The following is a 23,275-nucleotide window of genomic DNA, read 5'->3' on the forward strand; positions in this document are numbered from 1 at the left end:
TGGCCCGGGTTTTCCGATAAAAATGGCAGCCGAAACCTTCCGGTCCGGCCACCGCGTCAATTTCAGATCGTTGGTGGTGTTAGCCGATCGTCATCAGGCTGGCATTGCCGCCGGCAGCCGCCGTGTTGATCGATGTCGTCACCTCTTCAAGCAGCCAGTTGAGGCAATAGGCATCGGCGTTCTCAGCAATTTCCTCGCTCGACGCAGCCTGTGTGAGAATCAGCGGGCCGGGGATAGCCGAGATCGTCTTGATCGCCTGCTGGACGCGCGCAGCTTCACCTTCGATGAGAGCGCCGGCAAACGGTCCATCCGCTGTCCAGTCTTTCGTCCAGGAAATGCGGTTTGCGACCTGCGCAGGCAGACCATGAAGCTCACCCTGCAGGCCCGATGACGCATCGATGACGATTGAATTGCCTGTCGCAAGTGCTGCGGCGATTTGGACATGCAAGCCAAGTGCCGTCTGCGGAGCGAGCAGGATTCTCCCTCGCGGATGCAGCGCATAGAGGTTCAGCTCGCCGACCGGGCCTTGCAGCTCGGTATTGAAGCCGAGCGACGACTGGCTGGCGACCGCGCGGGCGTGTTTGGCCGTATCCGCGGCGCCTTTGTTTTCGAGCCAGGCGATGAACTGTTGTGCCGCCGGATCGCGTTGCACCGAGGCATCACGCAATGGTTCGGTCGGCGAGGCGACGAGGCGACGCAGATACATCGGACCGCCGGCCTTCGGGCCTGTGCCGGAAAGGCCGCGGCCGCCAAAGGGCTGGACGCCGACGACTGCGCCGATGATGTTGCGGTTGACGTAGAGATTGCCGGCCCGCACGCGCTCCGTGACATGGGCGATCGTGTCGTCAAGCCGGGTATGCAGGCCGAAGGTCAGGCCGTAGCCGGACGCATTGATATCGGCAATCAGCTTGTCGAGCCCCTTGCGCTGATAGCGCATGATGTGAAGGACCGGGCCGAACACTTCGCGCTTCAGATCGCTCAGCTTCTTCAGCTCGATGATGGTGGGAGCGACGAAGGTGCCCTTGGCTGCGCTTTCGGGAAGGTCGAGCTGTTCGACATTGCAGCCGAGCTTGCGCATGCGTTCGATATGCTCGTCGATGCCGCGCTTGGCATTGTCGTCGATAACAGGGCCGATATCGACGGCAAGCCGGTCGGTCCTGCCGACCGAGAGCTCGCGAAGAGCGCCGCGCAGCATGGTCAGCGTGCGATCGGCGACTTCCTCCTGCAGGCAGAGGACGCGCAGGGCCGAGCAGCGCTGGCCGGCGCTGTCGAAGGCCGAGGCGATGACGTCACCGACCACCTGTTCGGCAAGGGCCGAGGAATCGACGATCATGCCGTTCTGCCCGCCGGTTTCGGCGATCAGCGGGATCGGCTTGCCGAATTTGGAAAGCCGTTCGGCAAGCTGAGCCTGGATCAGGCGGGCGACTTCCGTCGAGCCTGTAAACATGACGCCGGCGGTTTCAGGTGCGCCGACGAGGGCTGCGCCCATTCTGCCGCTGCCGGGAGCGAACTGCAGAACATCGCGCGGGATGCCGGCCTCATGCAGGATGCGGACGCCCTGGGCCGCAATCAGCGGCGTATTGCCGGCCGGCTTGGCAACGACAGGATTGCCGGCGACCAGAGCGGCCGCAACCTGTCCGGTGAAGATCGCCAGCGGGAAGTTCCACGGGCTGATGCAGACGACAGGGCCGAGCGGCACGCTTTCCGGCTTCAGTACCTGGCGGGCCTGAGCGGCATAATAGCGAAGGAAGTCGATCGCTTCCCGGATTTCGCCGACGGCATTTGCGGCCGATTTGCCGGCTTCGCGGATGGTCAGGCCAACGAGAGCGGGCATCTCGCTCTGCATGAGATCGGCGGCGCGCTCAAGGATCGCGGCGCGCTCGTCAGGGTGCACGGCTGCCCAACGCTCGGCTGCTGTGGCGGCAAGCCGCATGACGTCGGGGGCATCTTCCGGCTCGAGCTCGAGGACATGGCCAACGAGGTCCGCATGGTCGGCAGGATTGAGAACTGCACGGGCCACGCCGCGTTCGGAGCCGTCGGCGAGAAGTGGCTTGGCGGTCCAGTCTTTGGCTGCCGAGGCTTGCAGCTGCGCAGAGAGATCGTTGAGCGCCGTTTCATTTGAGAGATCGACACCAGCGGAATTCCGTCGCGCGCCGCCGAACAGATCGGCCGGGAGAGCGATCTTGTCGTGCTGCGCGCCGACCACGGTCATGGCGCGCACGATCTCGACGGGATCGGCAATCAGCTCGGAAACGGGCACGGCTGGGTCGGCGATCTTGTTGACGAAAGAGGAATTGGCGCCGTTTTCCAGCAGGCGCCGGACAAGATAGGCGAGCAGCGTTTCATGCGTGCCGACCGGCGCATAGATCCGGCAGGGGCGATTGAGATTTTCGGCGCCAACCACCTCTTCATAGAGCGGCTCGCCCATGCCGTGCAGGCACTGGAATTCGTATTTGCCGACTGCAAAATCGTCTCCAGCCATACGGTAGATGGTGGCCAGGCTCTGCGCATTATGGGTGGCGAACTGCGGAAAGACCACGTCGGTCGCGGCCAGCAGCTTTTTGGCGCAGGCAATATAGGAGACATCTGTGTAGATCTTGCGGGTATAGACAGGGAAGCCTTCGAGTCCATCCAGCTGCGCGCGCTTGATCTCGGCGTCCCAATAGGCGCCCTTGACGAGGCGGACCATGAGGCGATGCCCCGAGCGGCGGGCAAGATCGATGATGAAATCGAGGACGAACGGGCAGCGCTTGCCATAGGCCTGGACGACGAAGCCGATGCCGTCCCAGCCGGAAAGATCCGGATCGAGGCACAGCTCTTCCAGCAGATCGAGCGAGAGTTCCAGCCGATCTGCCTCCTCTGCGTCGATGTTCAGGCCGATATTGTAGCCCTTGGAGAGCAGCGCCAACGCCTTCACCTTCGGCAGAAGCTCGCCCATCACCCTGTCGGCCTGCGAGCGTGAATAGCGTGAGTGCAGCGCGGAGAGCTTGATGGAGATGCCGGGGCCTTCATAGATGCCGCGGCCAGCCGATGCCTTGCCGATTGCATGGATGGCGTTTTCATAGTCGCGATAATAGCGTTCGGCATCGGCATGCGTCGTGGCCGCCTCGCCGAGCATGTCGTAGGAATAACGGAAGCCCTTTGCTTCGAGTGCACGTGCACGCTTCAATGCTTCGTCGATCGTCTCACCGGTGACGAACTGTTCGCCCATCATGCGCATGGCCATGTCGACGCCACGCCGGATGACCGGTTCGCCGGCGCGCGCGATCAGCTTTGTCAGCGCGGCGGAAAGGCCACCTTCGTTGACGGTGGAGGTCAATTTGCCTGTCACGACAAGACCCCAGGTCGCGGCATTGACGAACATCGAGCGGCCACCGCCGATATGCGACTTCCAGTCGCCGCCGGCAATCTTGTCGCGGATCAGCGCATCACGGGTTGCAGTGTCAGGAATGCGCAGCAGCGCCTCGGCAAGGCACATCAGTGCGACGCCTTCCTGGCTGGAAAGGGAATATTCCTGCACCAGCCCCTCGACGCCGTCGCCCCTGTGCTTGGCGCGCAGCGCTTCGATCAGTTTTTTGGCTGTCTTCTTTGCCGCTTCGCGCGTGGCGCCCGGCAAGGTCGCCGCTTCCACGAGAAAGGGCAGGCATTCCGTTTCGGGGCGTCTGTAGGCGGCGGTAATTGCCTGGCGAAGCGGACTCTGGGCGCGGATGGGCGGAGCGAAATGCGAAAATGGGGCAGCGTCTGGAGCTGGTTCCTCAGTTGCGAGCTTGGCAGAGACAGTCATGATAACCTCAAGGTGCAAGGGGCCTAATGGTTTGAGCTGAGGTCAGCGATATCGCCATGCACAGCCCTCCCGTTGCTTCGGCCAGAACATACTTCATTCCAAGAAAGCATTCCGCCTTGAAACTGCGGCTTTCCAGTCATATTGAACTTCAATAGCGCTTATTTCAAATGGGAATGCCTGCGAAAATGACCAAATCCAGTGAAATTGACCAGTTCGACCAGAAGATCCTCGACGCCCTGGTGGAGGATGGTCGTATGTCGATCACGGAGCTTTCCGAGCGAGTCGGTCTTTCCAAGACTCCCTGCCAGGCACGCCTCAAGAAACTGATCGATTCCGGTTATATCGATGGCTTCAAGGCCATTCTCAATCCGATCAAGCTTGGCCTCGATCACGTCGCCTTTGCCGAAGTGAAACTCACGGATACTCGTGAGGAGGCCTTGCTCAGCTTCAACAATGCCATCAAGAAAATCAAGGAAATCGAAGAGTGCCACATGATCGCCGGTCGCTTCGATTATCTCCTGAAGGTCCGCACGTCTGACATTCGCCGCTACCGCATCGTTCTCGGCGAAAAGATTTCCAGCCTGCCTTTCGTCGCAAGCACTTCGACCAATGTGGTGATGCAGTCGGTCAAGGAAAACTGGTCGTAATTCCGCTTCTCACTTCATCTGCCTCCATTCGCCGGGTGAGGCTTCGCCGCTCGATCCATCTTGCCGGCTAAACAATGACCTAGATTTCGCCATTCGAATCGGATCATTGCGAGACGCTAAAATAAGTAGGATGGAGTACGCATGGAGACCAGTGCAGGCGACCGCGACCTTGTCGAAGTCATGAAACGGTACTTTGCGGTGAAGGCCGAAGTCGAGGAAATGAAGCTTCACCTAGAGGCGGCAAGGCGAGAGAGCGGCGAAGAAATCGACGCATTCTACAATCCGCGCAGCAATCTGAGCCACGCCGCCGATATTATCCGTTCGCATGCTCTCAAGCAGGAGATGGCGCGTCTGATGGATTGGGCCGAAGCCTGGGGGCGGCAGAGCTTGGCGCCAAACGAGGCCTGACGGTCGAATAAAAACCGCCAGGCCGCGATCACGAAATCGGGTCGTTTCAGCTATCCGATTTCAGCTTTCCTGCCACCGCCCAAGACTCCTTCGAAATCTCGGTGATGATGATTTCCACTGATTCCGGCGGGCAGACGAGCGTTTCCACGGCGGCTTTGGTCGCTTCTCGAACGAAAGCACGCTTCTGGTCTTGTGTGCGGCCGGGATGCATTTCCAAGCGTAGGATGGGCATGGTGACTCCTTGAGTAATTGTCGCCGGATGTTCGACGCCTATGGACTATCTTGCAAAACCACCTGACGATAAATACGCTCCTATTTGCTTCATTCCGAACCTATGGGTATGCAATCATGGACAAGTTGGCCGGCATGGCAATGTTCGTCAGAGTGGTCGAACAGGGCAGTTTTGCCGCTGCTGCCGACATAAGCCGCGTGTCGCCAGCCATGGTCGCGAAGCATATCAGGACGATCGAACAGCGGCTTGGCGCGCGTCTGCTTCATCGCACCACACGCCGCCATCAGCTGACCGAGGTCGGCAAGCTTTATTACGAGCGCTGCAAGACGGTGCTGGCGGAGGTGGAGCTTGCCGAGCAATCGGCCTCCGAACTTCAATCCGCGCCGCGTGGGCGCCTGCGGCTCGTCGCCCCTGTCAGTTTCGGAACGCAAAGCCTCGTGCCGGCGCTTGTCGACTATCTGCATGAGAATCTCGAGGTCAGCGTCGATCTGGCGCTCGATAATAATCCGCATGATCTGATCGGCGAAGGCTACGAACTCGGCATCCATATCGGCGATCTGGCGGACACCAATCTCGTGGCGCGTCCGTTGAAACCCTATCGACGCATTCTTGCGGCGTCGCCGGATTATCTGGATCGCTGCGGCAGGCCGCAAAGTCCCGAGAATCTCGTCGATCACATGTGTCTCGGCCATTCCTACTGGCGTCTTCAGGGGCGTTGGCATCTCGTCGGTCCAGACGGGGAAACGCGTGAGATCGCCATCAAGGGCAGGTTCACCGCCAATCAGGGCGGCGCTCTGCGCGTTGCCGCTCTGCACGGAGCCGGCATCGTGCTGCAGCCGGAACTGCTTCTGGCCGCCGATCTCGATGCCGGCCGGCTTGAGCCAGTATTGCCTCTGTGGTCGTACCAGCCGACACCGATGCATCTTGTCTATGCGCCGGATCGGCGCCCGACGGCGATGCTGCGCAGCGCCATCGATTTTCTCGTCGCTCGCTTCGGCTGATATTCCCCCTCTTTCATCTGCCGCGAATCCATGATCAAATCTGATCATCGGGTTGGAAAATGAGGAAAGCGTGGCCAAGGTTACGTTGAAGGATGTGGCGGCGGCCGCGGGTGTGGGAGCGGCCACCGTCGAGCGTGCGCTCAATGGCCGCGGCAATGTTTTGCCGGAAACGGCGGAAAAGATCTTCATAGCGGCCAAGCGGCTCGGCTACCGCACGCCGCCTGCGGGGATCAGGCACGGTCTGGTGCGCATCGAGGTCGTGCTGCTGCGGCCTGAAACCTATTTCTATTCAAGGCTCAATCGCGCCTTCGAGCGCATCGCCGCCTTGCTCGACAAGAATATCCAGATCCAGCGGACTTTCGCCAGAGAAGACGATCCCGCCGATTTTTCGCGTCATATCGCCAATCCACAGGCACGGCGCTCCGCCCTAATCGTCGTTGCGCCCGATCATCCCGATGTGGTCGGCAGCATCCGCAAGGCTGCAAGCGGCGGCATTCCTGTCGTGCAGATCATGACGCGGCCAGCACTGGAACTGCCTTACGTCGGCATCGACAATGAGGCGGCCGGTCGCACTGCTGCCTTCTACATGGCGCGCATGCAGTCGAATATCTCCGGCATTTTCGTCGCACTCTGCCACAGCGGCGCTTACGAGAACCACAAGGCGCGTATCCGCGGCTTTTCCAACTATCTGCTTGATCATGCGAACCCATCGCATCGCTTCGTCGAAGTCATGCTCGATGAGGACGATGAAATGAAGACGATCGAGCTGCTGACCAACGCCTTTGCCCGGTATCCCGATATTATCGGCCTTTATAGCGCCGGCGGCGACAATGCCGCGATTGCGACGGTTCTGCGCCGATATCGCCAGCGGTCGGTATTCTGGGTCGGGCATGAATTGTCCGATGCGACGCGCGGTTATCTGAAGGAGGGTTTGATGACGATCGTTCTCGACCAAGCTCCGGAAGTTCAGGCCCGGCGTGCCATCGATCTGACGCTGAAGCGGCTCGGCCTGATCGATGCCGACGTTGATCTCGAACCGGTGCGCTTTCTGACCGTAACCCCTGAAAGCCTTTGAGAACGTTAGCGAGTTGGCTCAGATATCTCCAGCCAACCAGCGCTCGTGGCTTAAACTGCATAGGCGCCTGTGGGAGCGATGTCTTGATTTTTCATGCCTACAGAGCTAAGTATATCCCAATTGCATATCCCAAATCAGGAGCCGGACATGACGAGTTCGACTGTATTCATCAGCAACAGAAGCCAGGCTGTGCGTCTGCCCAAGGCTGTGGCATTCCCCGAGGACGTACATCAGGTTGATATCCTGAAGATCGGCCGCAGCCGCGTGATTGTGCCCCAAGGCAAACGATGGGATGATCTCTTCCTCCATGGCCCCCGTGTCAGTGACGACTTTCTGGACGAGCGTGAACAGCCAGTGGCGGAAGAACGCGAGTCCTTCTGATGCTGACCTATATGCTCGATACGAATATTTGTATTTATGTAATGAAGACTTATCCGCCCGCCGTGCGGGACAAGTTCAACGCGCTGGCGGAACAGCTTTGCATATCGAGTATAACGCTTGGTGAGCTGTACTACGGTGCAGAGAAGTCGGCTCGGCGCGTGGAAAACTTGACTGCCATCGAACATTTCGTGGCGCGTCTGGAGGTTCTGTCGTTTGGCGACAAGGCGGCTGCGCACTACGGACAAGTGCGAGCTGAGCTGGAACGCGCAGGGACCCCATGTGGTCCGCATGACATGCAGATCGGAGCCCATGCCCGCAGCGAGGGACTGATCGTGGTGACGAACAACATGAAGGAGTTCGCCCGCATGCCCGGCGTTCGGGTGGAGAATTGGGTATAGCCGTCGCCGCCATGATCTTGGCGAGGGGCAGTTCGAGTCGTCCAGATTGACGCCTAAGCGATTGCGGCATTGGCAGCAATCAGCCAGTTGCGAAACATTTCAGCATCGTTGGAAAGATGGTTACCTTCGATCAGCCAATAAGATTTATCGGTGTCCAGAGCCGTATTGGATAGGGCAACCAGCGTTCCATTGTCCAATTCTTCTGCAATTAAGGCCGAGGGGCAGAGACCTACACCTTGCCCGCCGATAACGGACCCGATCATCAAGCCGAAATCGGCAAAGATCGGGCCGGCCCTTGGAGGCTGGTGGATACCTTCGAGGGCGAACCAGCGTGTCCATGCGGCCGTCGTTTCATCGTGCAGGAGGTCGAGATTAAGGAGATCGGCTGGCGTCCCGATCGGTCCGTGACGGCGCTCATATTCTCTCGAACAGGTCGGCCGCGTTTCGGCCGTCAATAGCGAGATGGCATGCGTTGAAGGTCTTGGTCCGTGACGGATCAGAAGATCGACGCTTGCCTCCTCCGGTGTCCTCGCATCCAGTGCATAGACGATATTGATCTGGATTTCGGGGTATTCTTTCTTGAATGCGGGCAACCGGGGTATCAGCCAACGGGTGGCGACGGAGGCGATACAGGCCACGCTGACCGGCCTGTTGCTTCCGGCAAGCCGCAGTTGCCGGGCGGCGATATCGATATGTCCGAGAGCGCTTGCCACCGCTGCCCCGAAACTGCGGCCGGCCATGGTCGCCGTGACGCCACGGGCATGTCGCGTAAACAGCTTAGTGCCAAGCCATTCCTCGAGGGCGCGCACATGCTGGCTCACACCCGCGGCCGTGAGATTGAGTTCGGCCGCCGCCTTTGCAAAACTCTCATGGCGAATGGCAGCCTCGAAGGCGCGAAGGGAGGCAAGCGGGACATGTTGCATTCCAATAGGCTAAGTAAGACTTGGTCAAAGCGCAAGCGCGATCACCGTTGCGCAAGGAGCTGGTATCCTTACAGTGCTGCGGAGACGAATGTCTTCTTGTCAGATCGGTGAGGAATGAAAGCCGCCATGAACAGTATTTTCGATATGCCAGCACCCACCGATGCCGAAGAGCGGCGCGGCAAGCCACCCGTTGTCGTCTATCCGAACGGAACGCTGCCGCCGGCCGATATGGATGTGCTGCGGGCGGCAAGGCAAACCATGACCAAGATTGCCGAGATCATCGTGCCCCCGCGCGAAGGTGGCAGTTTTCGCGTGCCGAAGGGACATTTCTTTCGGATCGTCAGCATCGAGGGCGCGCAGGTCGGCGATCTCAATCTGTGGAATGCTGCCGATCTTTCCGAGCGCTTTTTCAGCGGCAAGACGCGGGCTTTGCATGCCACCCATGTCGGTGTCGGCGATCGGCTGTGGAGCACATTGCCCTATCTGCGGTCAATGGCGACGATCACGCATGATACGCTTGGCTGGTATGGCTGGGACGCGGATGGAGCCGGCGTCCACGATGTCATCGGCACGCGCTGCGATCCCTATACGAACCGGCTGCTGAAAGGCGACGACTATCACCATTGCTGCCATTCGAACCTGTCGCGCGCGCTCGCCAAGGAAATGAACATCCCCATTCAGGAGGCGGAGTTCCATGTTCACGACGTGCTGAATGTCTTCATGTGCACGGGCTTTACCCGCGACACGCACCAATACTTCATGAAGGCAAGCCCGGTGCGGCCGGGCGACTTTATTGAGTTCTTCGCGGAGATCGATCTTGTCGGCGCGCTTTCAGCTTGTCCCGGTGGCGATTGCGGCAGCGAGCATTCGAGCGATTCGGTGCCCTGCTATCCATTGCTGGTCGAAATCTGGCGGCCCGAGCCGCAAAGCCTCGTCGGGCGAATATACCCGGAGCGTAATCCCTATCCGAGGACGCACGGCCTATAATTCGCCAGCCTCAAACAGTTTTGCCGGCGGTTTTGGCCGCCGGCAAATCCAAATCGCCCATGAAACGATGCGTCCATTCAGGCAGATGCATCGCTTATCGCTTAGTTACAAACGCGAATGCGCTCGTAATGCCAGCCATAGTCATACTCGTTCTGGACGCGGCGATCCTCGTACCAGCATCTCGGCGGCGGTGGGGCGACTTCGTAAACCGGGCCTCTGTTGGCAAGGGCGCCGCCGACGATCAGCCCGCCGAGTAGACCGGCGGCAACACCGCCGGCGATCGCGCCGCCATTGCCATGGTGGTGGCGACGCCAATCATCATGGCCGCGCCAGTCGCCGCGATGGCCGTCGTAATACTGCGCCTGTGCGCTGCTGACGGGCGCCAATGCGCCGCCTACGACCGTAGCGGCCAGCAAAACCGTAAGAACCGTCTTCTTTATCATGACTACCTCCAAAGCAGTCTTTGTGCTCAGCGAATGCGCGAGTCATCTAATTAACGTCTTCAGCATGATTATGTTCAGCTGAATATTCTATGAATGGCCCGTTCATCGGGCAATAGCAGCTGAAATAACCCCTTGCATGGGCTCCTGAGGCGCGATCTTGTCAATTTGGAGGCATCTGCCGGGTCGCCGCCACCCATTCGAGCGTTCGCGATTCGGGGTCAGGATTGCGGGTGATGTCGGTTACGACCGCTGCAACATCAGCGCCGTGTTCGAATACACCGGCAAGGCGTTCGACCGTCAGGCCGCCGATTGCGACGAGTGGCCGATTCCCGATGTGAGCTTTCCACTCGCCAATCCGCTCGAGACCCTGGGGTGCCCAGGGCATGACCTTGAGCACGGTCGGATAGATCGGCCCTAGCGCTATATAATCGGGTTCAGCAGCAAGCGCCGTCTTCAGCTCCGCCTCGTCATGTGTCGAAAGCCCTAGTTTCAATCCGGCATTCCGTATGGCGGAAAGATCGGCGGAAGCGAGATCTTCCTGGCCGAGATGGATGAAGTCGCAGCTCTCCTCGATCGCCAGTTGCCAATGGTCGTTGACGATCAATTGGCATCCATGCACGGCACAAACTGCCTTCGCTTCGCGAATTTCCGCGCGAAGCTCTGTCTCGGTGCGATCCTTGATGCGCAACTGCACCAGTTTGACGCCGAGCGGCACCAACCGCCGAATCCAAGCCGCACTATCGACAATGAGATAGAAGGGATCGAGCGTCACGCGAACACCGCCTTTCCGATCACTGGTGTCGATGGCACGGCCATATCGCGCGGCTCCAGCATGCCGGCGCCAAATGCCTGTCTGCCGGCGTCGATCGCCTTGGCGAAGGCCTCAGCCATCACGGCCGGATCGCCAGCCCCGGCAACCGCTGTATTAAGTAGCACCGCATCGAAGCCGAGCTCCATGACGGTCGCCGCATGCGAAGGCCTGCCGATGCCGGCATCCACGATTAGCGGCACCTCGGCAAAATGCGCCCGCATCGAACGCAGAGCGGAGAGATTGAGCGGTCCCGCCGCCGTTCCGATCGGCGCGCACCAGGGCATCAGCACCTTGCATCCGGCTTCCAGCAGCCGCTCGGCGACGACGAGATCGTCCGTCGTGTAGGGAAAGACCTCAAATCCCTCGTCGGCAAGGATTTTCGCCGCTTCCACCAGCGCGAAGACGTCGGGTTGCAGTGTATCGTGGTTGCCGATTACCTCGAGCTTGATCCAATTGGTCCGAAACACTTCGCGTGCCATTTTCGCCGTCAGTACCGCCTCGGATACGCCGTGGCAGCCGGCGGTATTGGGAAGGACATGAACGCCGAGTTCGCGAATCATCTCGAAGAATGCGCCCCCGTTGCGCCCTCCCGCGGTTTCCCGGCGTAGCGATACGGTCACGATCCCGGTTTGCGAACGTTTGACGGCCTCCGCCAGCACCGCCGGGGAGGGGTAGCGTGCCGTGCCGAGAAGGAGGTGCGATGTGATTTGGGTCCCATAGAGTTCAAGCACGGGTCAACCTCCTTGCATTGGAGTGAGGATTTCGATCCTGTCGTCGTCGGTTAGGGTATGGTCATCACGCTCGTCGCTATGGATGAGCTCGCCGTTGACGGCGGTTGCCAGCCATTCGCCCTCATATTCGAGCGCGGCGAGAAGCTGCGAGAGCGTGGTTGCTTCGACAATCTGGGTCTCGCCATTGATGATCAGGCGCATTGGCGGCTCCTGTTGTTGTGTCCGGAAAAGATGAGATCGGCTGCTTCTTCGGCCATCGCCGGCGCGAGCAGAAAGCCGTGACGATAAAGACCGTTGACGAAAACGGTCCCTCCCTCGCGCGCTACGCGGGGAAGATTGTCGGGAAAGGCAGGTCGGATGCCGGCGCCGGTTTCGATCACGGCGGCTTCGGCAAAGGCCGGGTGCAGCGCATAGGCTGCGTTCAAGAGTTCCATCAGCGAACGGGCGGTGATCGGCCCTTTGAAGTCGGTCTCGATCATCGTCGCGCCGACCATGAACAGACCTCCGTCGCGCGGTACGATATAGACGGGAAAACGTGGATGCAGCAGGCGGACGGGCCGCGTAAGCGAGACCTCGTCGCTTTGCAGATAGAGCATTTCGCCCCGAACCCCACGTAAATCGTGGATGCGGCCGATGCGGGCAGCCCCCGTGCAGTCGACGATCTCAGAGAAGCTATGGTCATCCACGAGCTTGTCGATAAAGGCGACGCCTTTTGCAGATAGATCGTCCTTCAATGATTGCAGGACCTCGCGCGGATCGAGATGCGCTTCCCGTTGAAAGAGCAGGCCTTGGCGGAACCGACCGGCGAGCGAAGGCTCAAGGGAGGCGATTTCGTCGTCGTCCACCCAGCGATAGCCCGTCGTGCGGCTGGCGAATCGCTTCAGCTCGTTTTGATCACGGTTCGGCGCGACGACGAGCGTTCCATTGCGGGTGATCTTGCCCGGCAGAATCGCTTCCCATCGATCGGCTGAATTACGGCCGAGCGTCAGTACAGCCTCGTCGGCGCTTTCCCGCTCGCACCAAGGTGCCAGCATGCCGCCGGCGAGCCAGGAGGCGGCGCGCTGAAAATTCCGGCTTGGATCGGAGATCGTGACCTCCGCTCCGCGCCGGATCAGCTCGTGAGCGACCGTGAGGCCGGCAACGCCGGCCCCTTTGACAAGGATGCGCATCTCACTCGGCCGTCTGGGCAGGGGCTTCGACCGGCATATAGAGATCGCCGCCCTCCCGATATTTCGCCGCCATCGCTTCCAGCCCTTCCTTCTGTGCCTCGGCGCGGATGTCGTGCGAAATCCGCATCGAGCAGAATTTAGGCCCGCACATCGAGCAGAAATGCGCGACCTTGTGAGCTTCCTTCGGCAGGGTTTCGTCGTGGAAGCTGCGGGCAGTATCCGGATCGAGCGACAGGTTAAACTGGTCCTCCCAGCGGAACTCGAATCTTGCACGCGACAATGCGTCGTCGCGGACTTGAGCGGCCGGATGCCCCTTGGCGAGGTCGGCCGCATGAGCGGCGATCTTGTAGGTTATGACGCCGGTCTTGACGTCGTTGCGATCAGGCAGACCAAGGTGCTCCTTCGGCGTGACGTAGCAGAGCATCGCCGTGCCGAACCAGCCGATCATTGCGGCGCCGATGCCCGATGTGATGTGATCGTAGCCAGGCGCGATATCCGTCGTCAGCGGTCCGAGCGTGTAGAAGGGCGCCTCGCCGCAGACGGCCAGCTGCTTGTCCATGTTCTCCTTGATCTTGTGCATCGGCACATGGCCGGGGCCTTCGATCATCACCTGGCAGTCTTTTGCCCAGGCGATCTTCGTCAACTCGCCAAGCGTCTCGAGTTCGGCAAATTGGGCGGCGTCGTTGGCATCGGCAATCGAGCCCGGTCGCAGGCCATCTCCGAGCGAGAAGGAGACGTCATAGGCCCGGCAGATATCGCAGATTTCCTCGAAATGCTCGTAAAGGAAGCTCTCGCGATGATGATGAAGACACCATTTGGCCATGATCGACCCGCCGCGCGAAACGATGCCGGTGACGCGGTTGACGGTCAGCGGAATGTAATGCAGCCGCACGCCGGCATGGATGGTAAAATAGTCGACGCCCTGTTCGGCCTGCTCGATCAGCGTATCGCGATAGACCTCCCAGGTGAGCTCCTCGGCAATGCCGCCGACCTTTTCCAGCGCCTGGTAGAGCGGCACCGTGCCGATCGGCAGCGGCGAATTGCGGATGATCCACTCACGGATATTATGGATGTTGCGGCCGGTCGAAAGGTCCATGACGGTATCGGCGCCCCAGCGCGCGGCCCAGACCATTTTCTCGACTTCCTCCGCCATGGAAGAGGTGACGGCGGAATTGCCGATATTGGCGTTGATCTTCACCAGGAAATTCCTGCCGATGATCATCGGCTCGCTTTCCGGATGATTGATGTTGGCCGGGATGATCGCGCGGCCGGCGGCAACCTCCTGGCGGACGAATTCCGAGGTGACATGATCCGGAATATGGGCGCCGAAGCTTTCGCCATCGCGGATCAGGGCTTCTGCCTTCGCCTTGCGGCCGAGATTCTCGCGGATGGCGATGAATTCCATTTCCGGGGTGATGATGCCGGCGCGCGCATAGGCAAGTTGGGTGACCGCTTTGCCGTCTTTTGCCCGCAGGGGCTGCCGTTTGGCCGGAAACTCCGGCGTCAGCCGTTCGCCGGTGACGAAACCGTTGTCCTCAGGGCGCACATGCCGGCCTTCATAAGCCTCGACATCGCCGCGGGCGAGAACCCAGTCGCGGCGTAGCTGCAACAGACCCTGCTCGATGCGAATATCGGCGCCCTCGATCGTATAGGGGCCGGAAGAATCATAGACAACGACAGGCGGTTCGCCCGAGGTCGGATGGACGCTGATTTCGCGCATCGGCACGCGGATGTCTGTGTGGATTTCCCCGGGGATATAGATTTTCCGGGATGCCGGCAGCGGGCCGGTGGTGACGGTCGGAGTGAGATTCTTTGCGGCAATATTCATGGTGTGAGGCTCCAAGTTGCAGTTGGAGACCCAGTCAATCAGCCGGAATGATGAAAAGACGCCGGCATGGAATCCAGGCGGAAATCCGAAGCCATCGAGCGCTTGCACCGTCCCTACGCCAGTATGAACTGGATCAGGTTCAACGGGTCACTGCGCCCACAATCGGCAAAGCCGTATTGTCCAGCAGTATCTCAGCCCCTTGCCGGGACCCCCCTGGTGAATGTCAAAAGGCTATGCCTTACTCTTGTCCTCTGTCAACCCCGTAGCGATGGCCGCATTTTCGGGAGATTGACCATTGCCGCGCCCGCCGAATTACAACTTTATCGTGCCGATCATCGCACTGACTTGCCGCGCCTCAGTAACGCGGTGTGGTATTGCCGACGAAGCGATGAGGGCCGGTATGGGACAGCTTGCTCGCGGTATCAAGCCAGATCTTGCCGCCGAGGGCTCGCCAGCGGTGACAGAAGGCGAAGTCCTCGCTGAGATAGATTCCCGTTCCCTCCTCGACCATGCATTCGAACAGGGCGTATTGGGTGCCGGGCGAGCGTTTGGTGCTGGGATAGGCGTGGATTGCGTTGTAGCGCAGCTCCGGATAGGCCGCGATCATTCTTTCTATGACGCTGCGCTTGATCAAAAGCATGCCGGTGCCTGCATAGACTGCGCTGACGAAATCGCCTTCACGTTCTGCAACCTCGCCGACAAGTGGGGTCCCGACATAGTGAAGTGCGGCAGCCGCAAGTGTTTCGCCGTCGGCTGAATTGATGCGGGCCGCCGTCTCCCAGTCATAATCCTTGATCGGATACATGGCGGCGACCACATCCTTATCGGCTTCCAGCAGCCTCATGACCTGATCAGGCTCGAAGCTGATGTCGGCGTCGATGAAGAGCATATGGGTCGCCGTCGTATCGTTCAGGAAAGACGAGACAAGTGTGTTTCGGCTGCGGGTAATCAGGGCGTCATTGCCGAGCAGGGCCAGCGTCAGCTGTATGCCTGCCTGCGCGCCCGTCTGCATCAATGAGAAAATGGACTGCATATAGTCCTTCGTGACGAGGCCGCCGAAGCAGGGGGTCGCTATGAAGATCAGCCGGTTCTCATTCATTCGTGATTTTCCCTCTCCGATGGCGCGAGTCGCCGGAATCTAGGAAAATTCAACATTTCTGTGTGTAGCGAATTGTTGAAATTCATTGCTGATCTTTGCTCAAGCCGACCGGTCATTTGCCGCGGAATTCCCGATGGCCATGCCATGACCAGATTGGCCTGCCATGGCGTCATCGACCGCCGACATCGCGCTGGCTTAAATGCGATGACGACCAGACTGGCAGGCGTTCTTGTGAACAGGGACATCTTTGCCATCCTTGCCGGATGCCGCCATGGCCCGCGGTCGCGAGTTGCATTTAAGCAACAGCAGCCAAGACTAACGCCTCAGCGCCCTTCATATAATTGACAAACATACGGGCTGTTTGTAAATCCAATGTCAGGACATAAGTTGTCTTACGGTCGAGCAATCGGCCGGATCGGTAGAGGCATTTCAAAGCCTTTTACCGCGGGGGTAATCATGAAGGTTCGAGGGGACTCAAGCCAACATCAGGTGCGTATTTGCCGGGCTGCCCGGTCGTGTTTAGACCAAACCGATCTCCAGGGTGATGCTCCAGTTCTGCGCTCGCGGTAAAATAGAAATGCATAATACAACCAGGAGTTTAAAATGAACATCAAGAGCCTTCTTCTCGGCTCCGCTGCTGCGCTGGCAGCAGTATCCGGTGCCCATGCAGCAGACGCGATCGTCGCTGCTGAGCCGGAGCCGCTGGAATACGTTCGCATCTGCGACGCATACGGTGCTGGCTACTTCTTCATTCCGGGCACGGAAACCTGCCTCAAGATCGGCGGCCGCGTCCGTACCGAAGGCGAATGGTACGATGCCTACAACCCGAACAGCAAGAGAACAGCAAGAACGGCACGCTCTGGCACACCCGCGCCGAGCTGAGCGTCGACACCGCGACCGACACCGAATACGGCCCGCTGAAGACCAATACGGTCATCCGTTGGGACTGGAACGACGGCAACTCGACCTCCACCAAGCTGCTGTTCGCCAACATCAGCCTCGTCGGTAAGGCCGACTCGCAGTATAACTACTACATCGGTTATGCCGGCGACGTCATCAACGACGACGTGATCTATGACGGCCCGTACGAACTCAACCAGTTGACCTACAGCTACGATGCCGGCAACGGCTTCACGGCTGTGGTCTCGGTTGAAGACAGCAACTCCAGCGGCTCGGGCGCTTCCTATGGCTCCAGCTGGTGGTCCGACGACAAGGGCAATCACTACGCTCCTGACGTCGTTGCCGGTGCTGGCTTCAAGTCCGGCGCATGGGGCTTCAAGGTCGTCGGTGGTTACGATTCGATCGTCGAAGAAGGCGCCATCAAGGCTCGTGTCGATGCTGACTTCGGTACCTTCTCGGCCTTCTTGATGGGCGGCTGGAACACCGATGGCGACAAGCTCAACAAGTACGCAGGCACCAACCTCGATCGTTCGGCTTGCCCAGTTAACGATGCATCGAAGTGCGGCTGGGGTGACTGGGCTGTCTGGGGCGGCGTTGGCGTTCCGATCAACGAAAAGCTGAAGTGGAACCTCCAGCTCGCCTACACCGACTCGAAGATCTTTGCCGCCACGACGAACGTCAAGTGGAACCCGGTCAAGAACCTGCTCATCGAGCCGGAAGTCTCCTACACCAACTTCGATTCTGTGAACCAGGATCAGTGGGCTGGTATCCTGCGCTTCGAGCGTAGCTTCTAATATTGAATTACCCGGCCTAGCGCCGGGTATGAGAAGCCTGGCGTTCCAATCCGTCAGGCTTCTTTCATCGATCGGTTGACCTCCGATCAAAGCAAAGGATCTGGCTTTCCCTCCGGATCCTTTTTTATTTCCAGCTTCTGGCAATCGATTCGGCTCCCAGCAGAAGCTTGAAACCGCTATCGTTGGTTCTCTTCAATTCCGAAGGGGAAACCGTTGTACGCTTTTTCCGGTATCGTCAGATCGCCGTAATCGCCAGCTCCTGCGTCTGTGCCAGCGGGAACCAGGTCTTCAGCACCATCTTTATGAACATCTGTCCACACGGAACCAGTTCGAAACTGCCCCGGTCGAGCGTCCATTCGGTGATCAGGCCGCCGATGACTGCTGTCAGAGCGGAAGCGGCCGTATCCGGCGTCCAGGGAGCCGGAAGTTTCGTCTTTTCATCCATCAGGGTGAAAATGCGTTCGAAATTTTCATGCATGTCGTGCCGGAACGAGCTCGCCCGGCTTGTCGTCCCGTCGCAAAATGCCATGTCGAGATGCATCATCACCTTCAACATGCTGCGCTTGCGCGGATCGCTGTGAATGTCGTCGAATATCGCAGCTATGGTATCGGCGATGAGATCAAGCGGATTGGGCGGCAGTTCTTTCGACATCCGCTCCGCCAGATCCTTGAACGGCTGCTGGGCCTCGTCGCGAATCGCAAACATCAGACCTTGCTTGTTCTTGAAATGCCAGTGCACTGCCCCCCGTGTGACACCGGCGACTACGGCTATCTCTTCCAGGCTCACATTCTCGTAGCCCTTGTCGAGAAACAGAGCTTTTGCGGATTGCAAAATCTCGCTCCTCGTTTCCGCCGCCTCCTCCTTAGTTCGCCTCATTCACCTCTCCACAGAAACCGATGTTCAAGCTGTGCCCCTCTTCTTCGTATTCTTTTCCATCAATGCCGCTCAGTGCTGGAGCCCATATACCAGCAATGCCTCAACAGAGTGGCGGAATTTATATATTCCCTAAAAATCGAGGAAGGAAATCGCAACAGGATGTGTTCGTCAAGCGTCTATAAGCCACGCGCAAGTTTCCTTGTGCAATTTCCCCACGTTGGGAAGTGAAAATCGAAAATGTGCAGATGCCAATATAGCCATGATGGCGACATACATATTGGCGGGGTGATCCCGGGACGCCTGCTCTGGAAAAGATGCATCGGTCAAGTTGGGGCGCAAGATGCGTTTGATCGGCGGCGTTCGCAAGTCCATCCGCACATATCGATTGTCGAAACCATGCTCCCGCCTTCACGCGGTCGGGTCTGGTATCGATCGTGTTCAAGTCGCGTACGCATAAGTCATCCGAGTTCCTCTCAACGCTCGTATCTGGAGGCCCCAATGACGAGCATCTACTCGATCTCATCGAGCAATTATTATCAATACCAGACCTCGCGCTCTACAGCGTCGACGGCTGATGATTCCATCGCGTCCTTGCTGTCCGACAGCTCCTCCGGCAATTCGTCGGGCAGTTCTTCCGGCACGAGTTCCTCTTCGTCTTCAGACGATCAATCTCAGATCGCTTCGGCAGAACAGCTCGTCGCGCAGCTGATGAACATGATTCTCAACATGCAGGCCGGCATCGGCAGCGATGGCTCGACATCGGATTCCAACAGCAACTCCACCAGTTCGACGTCAAGTACGCAGCAGACTTCCGCAACCGGCAGCCAGGATGGCAGCCAAAGCGATACGATCAGCGCCATGGACACCAATGGCGACGGCAATATCAGCGAAGCGGAATTCGTGGCCGCACGCCCGTCGGACGTCAGCGAAACCCAGGCGCAGCAATTGTTCCAAAGCTTCGACACCGACAATGCCGGCTCTCTCACGGAGGCGCAGCTTGCAAAAGCCATGCAGGCAGGCCATCACGGCCGTCCCGCGCCGGGCGGCGGGCAGATGAGCGATGACGAGCTCTCCGCCGCATTTTCCTCCATGGATACGAACGGCGACGGCAACGTCAGCCAATCCGAATTCGTGGCCGCCCGTCCTTCGGATGTAAGCGAAGACCAGGCAACGTCGCTGTTCAAGAGCCTCGACACATCCGGCTCCGGATCGTTGACGCAGAGCCAGTTCGAGCAGGCCATGAAGGCGCAGCAATCGCAGATGCCGGATTTCGGAAGCTTCTACGCGAACAATGAACAGGATCTGACGACGAGCGACCTGTTGACGCTCTGATCGAGCCTGAGCTTTCGCATTCCGCCATGCGAAGTGCCGGCAAGCCCGGGTGAGGAAGGTTGAAACTCCTGTCTCCGGGTGAGCCGGCTCTTTTGTGTTTGCTTGATAGAGGGCCTTTGGGCTCGAAAGAAAATTCGAAACCCCTCGACCTGAAAGCGACGGAATTCGGCAGATGCGGCGTTCAATCCTTGTGAGCCTGTGTTTGATGTCGAAGGATGATACGCTGACCGAGATACTGCGATCTAAGTCGCGTTGCTTGCCGAAGTTGAGGGCGAGGCGGGGTTTACCGGCCGGGAGCTCAAGGCCCACGTGCCATGGGGGTATCGCAGGAAACTGGAGCGGTAGCGATTGTCGATGAAGTGGGATCGCACGCCCAAGAGTGGCGACCCGGATGAAGACCTGCTCGGTCGCATCGCTGCGGGCGACGTTCCGGCGATGCGCATGATGATAGCACGGCAGTTGCCGCGCATCGTTGCCGTTGCAACACGCATGCTTGGCGATGCGACTGAGGCCGAGGATGTGGCGCAGGAAACATTGCTGCGCGTCTGGCGCAATGCTGGCGGCTGGCGCCAGGGCAATGCCCGTTTCAGCACCTGGGTGCATCGGGTAGCGACCAACCTTTGTTATGATCGCCTACGGCGTCGCAAGGACGTTCTTGCCGAGCATCCAACCGATGTCGAGTATGAAGGTCCGGCGCCGGATGCGGGCTTGATGAGCGAGGACGATCCGTCCAGGCGCGTGGAGCGGGCCATGCAGATGATCGCGCCCAGGCAGCGCGAGGCGATCATTCTGGTTTACTATCAGGCGCTGTCGAATGCCGAGGCAGCTGAGATCATGGACGTCAGCGTCGACGCACTGGAAAGCCTGCTTGCGCGCGGAAGGCGCTCCTTGCAGGCGCTTTTGTTGAAGGATGAGGGCGATGGTTGAGAATATCGCGGGTCCGATGAATGCCGAACGGTTCGAAGCGCTGACCGCGGCCTATGGCGGCGATATCGGCCGATGGCCGCAGGCTGAGCGCGCGGCCGCACGGGATTTTGCCAAGAGCCATGCCGCCGCCGAAACGCTTGCGCGCGCGGCCGATCTGGATGCATTGCTCGACACCTACGTCGTGAAGCCTCGTCACGCCGGCCTTGAAGAGCGAATTCTCGCAAAGCTCGTTCGCCGCCTGACGATAAGAAACTGGTTTCGCTTCGGCTCGGCCGGCATCGGCCTCGTGGGGGTCGGCGTAGCCGGTGCGCTTGCCGGCAGCATCGCCATTGCCGTCTTGGCCCCGAGCTTGACGTCCGATACCTCAGTCGTCTCCGAAGGAACCGCGACCATGTTCGGCGATATAGGGCCGGACGCGGGTTTAGCGCAGCAGGACAGCCAATGACGGAACGCAGCTTTCGAATAGTGGTCATTTTTCTTTTGGTGCTGAATACGTTCCTGGTCGGAGCATTGGCCGGGGGCGGGCTGACCTGGATACGCAAGACGCAGGCGCGGGCCGGAATGATGCCGCTAGCCGGCGAGCAATTGCCTTCTGCGCAGAAGAAGGCTCTGCGTGCGGCACTCGACGAAGCCCGCAAGGATGAACGTCAGATCATTCTCGAGGCGCAGCAGGCCAAGGTCGACGCCGCCTCCATTCTTGGGCAGCCGACGCTGGATAAAGAGGCGCTCTCAGCCGCGCTGGCGAGGGCGCGCGATGCCGACATCGCTTTGAGGGCGAAGCTGGAGCAGCGTGCCGTCGATTTTGCAGCAGGGCTTTCCTACGACGAGCGTCGGGCGCTGGCGGAAAGCCTGGTCCGCCGCAGCATGCCCAAGGCCGCCGCCACAAAATGATCATAGTTGCGGAGCGACGGATCGAAACCAGGTCTGCGTTAAAGGAGCATGTTTGATGCAGGAGTTGGCAAGGTCATGGCCCAGCAGTCCAATGATGTTTATGCCGCGCTCGCCCTTTCCCGCTTTGGGCTAGGGGCGGACCACAACGGCACCACGTCGATCGCATCGGATCCGCGCGGCGCGTTGCTGGAAGAAATCACCGAGCGCTTCGTTCCGGTTCCGGTCGGCCCGCAGCTGCAATCGACCGCCGATCTTCTCGTTTCCCTCTACGCATTCCAGGAACAGCGCAAGGAGGCCAGACAGCAGGCCGCAGCCGCTGTCGCCGCCGTGCCTCAGGACAAGCAGATGCAAGGCCCGCCGTCGCCGCAGAAGCCACCGGTGCAGCCTCCGGGCGCCATGCCAGGGCAGCAGAACAATCAGGCAATGGCCACTCAACCGAACAATCAGGCCCAGCCGAATAACCAAGCCATGGCGGTTGCCATCGGCAAGGCAGTCGAGAAGCTGGAAAAGCCCGCAATGCCTTACCTTCCACAGCAGGTCCTGCTGGCGGAAGTGGATGCCCGCTTCAACGGCACTATCCGGCAGCCATTGATCGGATTTGGCGAGCGGCTTGCCATGTTCTGGGCAAACCATTTCGCGGTCGCCGTGTCGAAGAGCGAGGAGGTGCATATCGTTGCCGGCGCCTTCGAGCGCGAAGCGATCCGGCCGCACGTCTTCGGGCGTTTCGCCGATATGCTATTCGCCGTCGAGACCCATCCGGCGATGCTTGCCTATCTCGACAACCAGCAATCGATCGGACCGAACTCCAAAGCCAATGCCAACAAGAAGCGTGGTCTCAATGAGAATCTCGCCCGCGAGACGCTGGAACTCCACACGCTTGGCGTCAACGGCGGCTACACGCAGACCGACGTGACGACGCTTGCCAAGATCATCACCGGCTGGACGGTGGCGCGCGCCGACGGCAAGCTCGGGACGCCCGGCACCTTCGTCTTCAATGCCGGCGCGCACGAGCCTGGCGATCAGACGCTGCTCGGTCTCACCTATGCCGACAATGGTGTGGGGCAGGGGCGTGAAGCGCTACGTGATCTCGCCCGCCACCCGGCGACGGCGCAGCATATCGCCACCAAGCTTGTCCGGCATTTCGTCGCCGATACGCCGCCGCCAGGGCTTGTGCAGACCGTCGCGGCGACCTTCAGCAAGACGGATGGCGATCTTTCGGCCGTCTATCGGGCGCTCGTCGGCTCCGAGGATGCATGGAACCCGACACTTTCGAAGGTTCGCTCTCCGCTCGAATTCATGACCGCTCTTTTGCGGGCAAGCGGCGAGACGCCGAAGCCGAATGTCATTCTCGGCGCCTTGACTGCTATGGGCCAGCCCTTCTGGGCGCCCGCCGGCCCCAATGGTTTTGCCGACACCGCCGATGTCTGGGCCTCCAGCGAGAGCCTGAGCATGCGCATGGATGTCGCCAATATGATCGCGAATGCGGTGCCACCCCAGGTCGATCCCCGCAGTTTCGTGTCCGACAGCCTGGGACCGCTTCTTTCGAACGAAACGCTACAGGCGGTATCGCGTGCGGAAACCCGCAAGCAGGGCCTGACGATCGCTTATCTTTCCCCCGAATTTCAAAGGCGCTGACC

23 protein-coding genes, 1 pseudogene and 1 riboswitch are annotated in these 23,275 nt (G+C 59.6%); of the genes and pseudogenes, 13 read left to right on the top strand and 11 right to left on the bottom strand.

Features of this window, described 5'->3' with window-relative positions; genetic code table 11:
- Positions 1 to 79: 79 nt before the first annotated feature.
- Positions 80 to 3,784, bottom strand: a complete 3,705-nt coding sequence (putA, locus tag AC13RM_RS15145; protein ID WP_488555235.1) for a trifunctional transcriptional regulator/proline dehydrogenase/L-glutamate gamma-semialdehyde dehydrogenase — start codon at positions 3,782 to 3,784, stop codon at positions 80 to 82.
- Between the two features lie 185 nt (positions 3,785 to 3,969).
- Here putA and AC13RM_RS15150 point away from each other — a divergent pair, with 185 nt between their 5' ends.
- Positions 3,970 to 4,431: an Lrp/AsnC family transcriptional regulator gene (locus tag AC13RM_RS15150; protein ID WP_015342703.1), complete on the top strand. Its 462-nt coding sequence runs from the start codon at positions 3,970 to 3,972 to the stop codon at positions 4,429 to 4,431.
- Between the two features lie 141 nt (positions 4,432 to 4,572).
- Positions 4,573 to 4,839, top strand: coding sequence for a hypothetical protein (locus tag AC13RM_RS15155; protein WP_488555236.1), 267 nt, complete (start codon positions 4,573 to 4,575; stop codon positions 4,837 to 4,839).
- 46 nt (positions 4,840 to 4,885) lie between these two features.
- Here AC13RM_RS15155 and AC13RM_RS15160 read toward each other — a convergent pair whose 3' ends face one another.
- On the bottom strand, positions 4,886 to 5,071 hold the full coding sequence (locus AC13RM_RS15160; protein ID WP_095436818.1) for a 4-oxalocrotonate tautomerase: 186 nt from the start codon (positions 5,069 to 5,071) through the stop codon (positions 4,886 to 4,888).
- 116 nt (positions 5,072 to 5,187) lie between these two features.
- On the opposite strand from AC13RM_RS15160, the gene AC13RM_RS15165 reads away from it, so the two are divergent.
- The 4 genes from AC13RM_RS15165 (at position 5,188) to vapC (ending at position 7,926) form a co-directional block, all read left to right on the top strand.
- Positions 5,188 to 6,072: a LysR family transcriptional regulator gene (locus tag AC13RM_RS15165; RefSeq protein WP_113231056.1), complete on the top strand. Its 885-nt coding sequence runs from the start codon at positions 5,188 to 5,190 to the stop codon at positions 6,070 to 6,072.
- Positions 6,073 to 6,142: 70 nt separating this feature from the next.
- Entirely contained in the window at positions 6,143 to 7,147 is a 1,005-nt protein-coding gene (locus tag AC13RM_RS15170; protein ID WP_113231266.1) for a LacI family DNA-binding transcriptional regulator, read from the top strand.
- Between the two features lie 147 nt (positions 7,148 to 7,294).
- A complete protein-coding gene (vapB, locus tag AC13RM_RS15175) occupies positions 7,295 to 7,528 on the top strand; it encodes a type II toxin-antitoxin system VapB family antitoxin (protein ID WP_095436815.1) in 234 nt (77 codons plus the stop codon).
- The gene (gene vapC / locus AC13RM_RS15180; RefSeq protein WP_095436814.1) at positions 7,528 to 7,926 is read left to right on the top strand and encodes a type II toxin-antitoxin system tRNA(fMet)-specific endonuclease VapC; all 399 of its coding nucleotides are present in this window, start codon (positions 7,528 to 7,530) and stop codon (positions 7,924 to 7,926) included. The genes vapB and vapC overlap by 1 nt, the downstream gene beginning before the upstream one ends.
- 53 nt (positions 7,927 to 7,979) lie before the next feature.
- Here vapC and AC13RM_RS15185 read toward each other — a convergent pair whose 3' ends face one another.
- Positions 7,980 to 8,849, bottom strand: a complete 870-nt coding sequence (locus AC13RM_RS15185; protein WP_113231057.1) for a LysR substrate-binding domain-containing protein — start codon at positions 8,847 to 8,849, stop codon at positions 7,980 to 7,982.
- Positions 8,850 to 8,975: 126 nt separating this feature from the next.
- On the opposite strand from AC13RM_RS15185, the gene AC13RM_RS15190 reads away from it, so the two are divergent.
- On the top strand, positions 8,976 to 9,836 hold the full coding sequence (locus tag AC13RM_RS15190; RefSeq protein WP_488555237.1) for an urea carboxylase-associated family protein: 861 nt from the start codon (positions 8,976 to 8,978) through the stop codon (positions 9,834 to 9,836).
- A 101-nt stretch (positions 9,837 to 9,937) separates the two neighbouring features.
- Here the strand turns inward: AC13RM_RS15190 and AC13RM_RS15195 are convergent, their stop codons facing one another.
- From AC13RM_RS15195 to AC13RM_RS15225, 7 genes are all read right to left on the bottom strand, one after another.
- A complete protein-coding gene (locus AC13RM_RS15195; RefSeq protein ID WP_488555238.1) occupies positions 9,938 to 10,279 on the bottom strand; it encodes a hypothetical protein in 342 nt (113 codons plus the stop codon).
- A 160-nt stretch (positions 10,280 to 10,439) separates the two neighbouring features.
- A complete protein-coding gene (locus tag AC13RM_RS15200) occupies positions 10,440 to 11,051 on the bottom strand; it encodes a thiamine phosphate synthase (RefSeq protein WP_374819347.1) in 612 nt (203 codons plus the stop codon).
- Entirely contained in the window at positions 11,048 to 11,821 is a 774-nt protein-coding gene (locus AC13RM_RS15205) for a thiazole synthase (protein ID WP_374819349.1), read from the bottom strand. The genes AC13RM_RS15200 and AC13RM_RS15205 overlap by 4 nt, the downstream gene beginning before the upstream one ends.
- Positions 11,822 to 11,824: 3 nt before the next feature.
- The gene (gene thiS, locus AC13RM_RS15210) at positions 11,825 to 12,022 is read right to left on the bottom strand and encodes a sulfur carrier protein ThiS (protein WP_113231062.1); all 198 of its coding nucleotides are present in this window, start codon (positions 12,020 to 12,022) and stop codon (positions 11,825 to 11,827) included.
- Positions 12,013 to 12,990 carry a glycine oxidase ThiO gene (gene thiO / locus AC13RM_RS15215; protein ID WP_374819351.1) on the bottom strand — a complete coding sequence of 326 codons (978 nt, stop codon included), beginning with the start codon at positions 12,988 to 12,990 and terminating at the stop codon, positions 12,013 to 12,015. The genes thiS and thiO overlap by 10 nt, the downstream gene beginning before the upstream one ends.
- A 1-nt stretch (position 12,991) precedes the next feature.
- On the bottom strand, positions 12,992 to 14,818 hold the full coding sequence (gene thiC, locus AC13RM_RS15220; RefSeq protein ID WP_374819353.1) for a phosphomethylpyrimidine synthase ThiC: 1,827 nt from the start codon (positions 14,816 to 14,818) through the stop codon (positions 12,992 to 12,994).
- 92 nt (positions 14,819 to 14,910) lie between these two features.
- Positions 14,911 to 15,043, bottom strand: a riboswitch (TPP riboswitch).
- A gap of 130 nt (positions 15,044 to 15,173) precedes the next feature.
- A complete protein-coding gene (locus AC13RM_RS15225; protein WP_285171934.1) occupies positions 15,174 to 15,917 on the bottom strand; it encodes a hypothetical protein in 744 nt (247 codons plus the stop codon).
- A 603-nt stretch (positions 15,918 to 16,520) separates the two neighbouring features.
- Here AC13RM_RS15225 and AC13RM_RS15230 point away from each other — a divergent pair.
- Positions 16,521 to 17,611, top strand: a pseudogene (locus AC13RM_RS15230) (porin).
- A 235-nt stretch (positions 17,612 to 17,846) separates the two neighbouring features.
- Here the strand turns inward: AC13RM_RS15230 and AC13RM_RS15235 are convergent.
- The gene (locus AC13RM_RS15235; protein ID WP_285171936.1) at positions 17,847 to 18,488 is read right to left on the bottom strand and encodes a TetR family transcriptional regulator; all 642 of its coding nucleotides are present in this window, start codon (positions 18,486 to 18,488) and stop codon (positions 17,847 to 17,849) included.
- A 498-nt stretch (positions 18,489 to 18,986) separates the two neighbouring features.
- On the opposite strand from AC13RM_RS15235, the gene AC13RM_RS15240 reads away from it, so the two are divergent.
- The 5 genes from AC13RM_RS15240 (at position 18,987) to AC13RM_RS15260 (ending at position 23,273) form a co-directional block, all read left to right on the top strand.
- Positions 18,987 to 19,820 carry an EF-hand domain-containing protein gene (locus AC13RM_RS15240; RefSeq protein WP_285171937.1) on the top strand — a complete coding sequence of 278 codons (834 nt, stop codon included), beginning with the start codon at positions 18,987 to 18,989 and terminating at the stop codon, positions 19,818 to 19,820.
- Between the two features lie 354 nt (positions 19,821 to 20,174).
- Entirely contained in the window at positions 20,175 to 20,747 is a 573-nt protein-coding gene (locus tag AC13RM_RS15245; RefSeq protein ID WP_285171938.1) for an RNA polymerase sigma factor, read from the top strand.
- Positions 20,740 to 21,192: a hypothetical protein gene (locus AC13RM_RS15250; RefSeq protein WP_285171940.1), complete on the top strand. Its 453-nt coding sequence runs from the start codon at positions 20,740 to 20,742 to the stop codon at positions 21,190 to 21,192. The genes AC13RM_RS15245 and AC13RM_RS15250 overlap by 8 nt, the downstream gene beginning before the upstream one ends.
- Positions 21,189 to 21,638 carry a periplasmic heavy metal sensor gene (locus AC13RM_RS15255; RefSeq protein WP_113231070.1) on the top strand — a complete coding sequence of 150 codons (450 nt, stop codon included), beginning with the start codon at positions 21,189 to 21,191 and terminating at the stop codon, positions 21,636 to 21,638. The genes AC13RM_RS15250 and AC13RM_RS15255 overlap by 4 nt, the downstream gene beginning before the upstream one ends.
- A 75-nt stretch (positions 21,639 to 21,713) precedes the next feature.
- Positions 21,714 to 23,273 (top strand): DUF1800 domain-containing protein, encoded by a 1,560-nt coding sequence (locus AC13RM_RS15260; protein ID WP_440477719.1) that lies wholly within the window; start codon positions 21,714 to 21,716, stop codon positions 23,271 to 23,273.
- The last annotated feature ends 2 nt before the right edge of the window (positions 23,274 to 23,275 follow it).

This window comes from Martinezella sp. CNPSo 3732, from assembly GCF_057784515.1.

What these genes read in the sequence shown, in the direction of transcription:
- thiC (WP_374819353.1), bottom strand. Translation starts at nt 14,818, where the DNA reads ATGAATATTGCCGCAAAGAATCTCACTCCGACCGTCACCACCGGCCCG.
- AC13RM_RS15150 (WP_015342703.1), top strand. Translation starts at nt 3,970, where the DNA reads ATGACCAAATCCAGTGAAATTGACCAGTTCGACCAGAAGATCCTCGAC.
- AC13RM_RS15250 (WP_285171940.1), top strand. Translation starts at nt 20,740, where the DNA reads ATGGTTGAGAATATCGCGGGTCCGATGAATGCCGAACGGTTCGAAGCG.
- AC13RM_RS15240 (WP_285171937.1), top strand. Translation starts at nt 18,987, where the DNA reads ATGACGAGCATCTACTCGATCTCATCGAGCAATTATTATCAATACCAG.
- AC13RM_RS15235 (WP_285171936.1), bottom strand. Translation starts at nt 18,488, where the DNA reads ATGAGGCGAACTAAGGAGGAGGCGGCGGAAACGAGGAGCGAGATTTTG.
- AC13RM_RS15260 (WP_440477719.1), top strand. Translation starts at nt 21,714, where the DNA reads ATGGCCCAGCAGTCCAATGATGTTTATGCCGCGCTCGCCCTTTCCCGC.
- AC13RM_RS15195 (WP_488555238.1), bottom strand. Translation starts at nt 10,279, where the DNA reads ATGATAAAGAAGACGGTTCTTACGGTTTTGCTGGCCGCTACGGTCGTA.
- putA (WP_488555235.1), bottom strand. Translation starts at nt 3,784, where the DNA reads ATGACTGTCTCTGCCAAGCTCGCAACTGAGGAACCAGCTCCAGACGCT.
- thiS (WP_113231062.1), bottom strand. Translation starts at nt 12,022, where the DNA reads ATGCGCCTGATCATCAATGGCGAGACCCAGATTGTCGAAGCAACCACG.
- vapB (WP_095436815.1), top strand. Translation starts at nt 7,295, where the DNA reads ATGACGAGTTCGACTGTATTCATCAGCAACAGAAGCCAGGCTGTGCGT.
- AC13RM_RS15155 (WP_488555236.1), top strand. Translation starts at nt 4,573, where the DNA reads ATGGAGACCAGTGCAGGCGACCGCGACCTTGTCGAAGTCATGAAACGG.
- vapC (WP_095436814.1), top strand. Translation starts at nt 7,528, where the DNA reads ATGCTGACCTATATGCTCGATACGAATATTTGTATTTATGTAATGAAG.
- thiO (WP_374819351.1), bottom strand. Translation starts at nt 12,990, where the DNA reads ATGCGCATCCTTGTCAAAGGGGCCGGCGTTGCCGGCCTCACGGTCGCT.
- AC13RM_RS15255 (WP_113231070.1), top strand. Translation starts at nt 21,189, where the DNA reads ATGACGGAACGCAGCTTTCGAATAGTGGTCATTTTTCTTTTGGTGCTG.
- AC13RM_RS15190 (WP_488555237.1), top strand. Translation starts at nt 8,976, where the DNA reads ATGAACAGTATTTTCGATATGCCAGCACCCACCGATGCCGAAGAGCGG.
- AC13RM_RS15225 (WP_285171934.1), bottom strand. Translation starts at nt 15,917, where the DNA reads ATGAATGAGAACCGGCTGATCTTCATAGCGACCCCCTGCTTCGGCGGC.
- AC13RM_RS15245 (WP_285171938.1), top strand. Translation starts at nt 20,175, where the DNA reads ATGAAGTGGGATCGCACGCCCAAGAGTGGCGACCCGGATGAAGACCTG.
- AC13RM_RS15165 (WP_113231056.1), top strand. Translation starts at nt 5,188, where the DNA reads ATGGACAAGTTGGCCGGCATGGCAATGTTCGTCAGAGTGGTCGAACAG.
- AC13RM_RS15185 (WP_113231057.1), bottom strand. Translation starts at nt 8,849, where the DNA reads ATGCAACATGTCCCGCTTGCCTCCCTTCGCGCCTTCGAGGCTGCCATT.
- AC13RM_RS15160 (WP_095436818.1), bottom strand. Translation starts at nt 5,071, where the DNA reads ATGCCCATCCTACGCTTGGAAATGCATCCCGGCCGCACACAAGACCAG.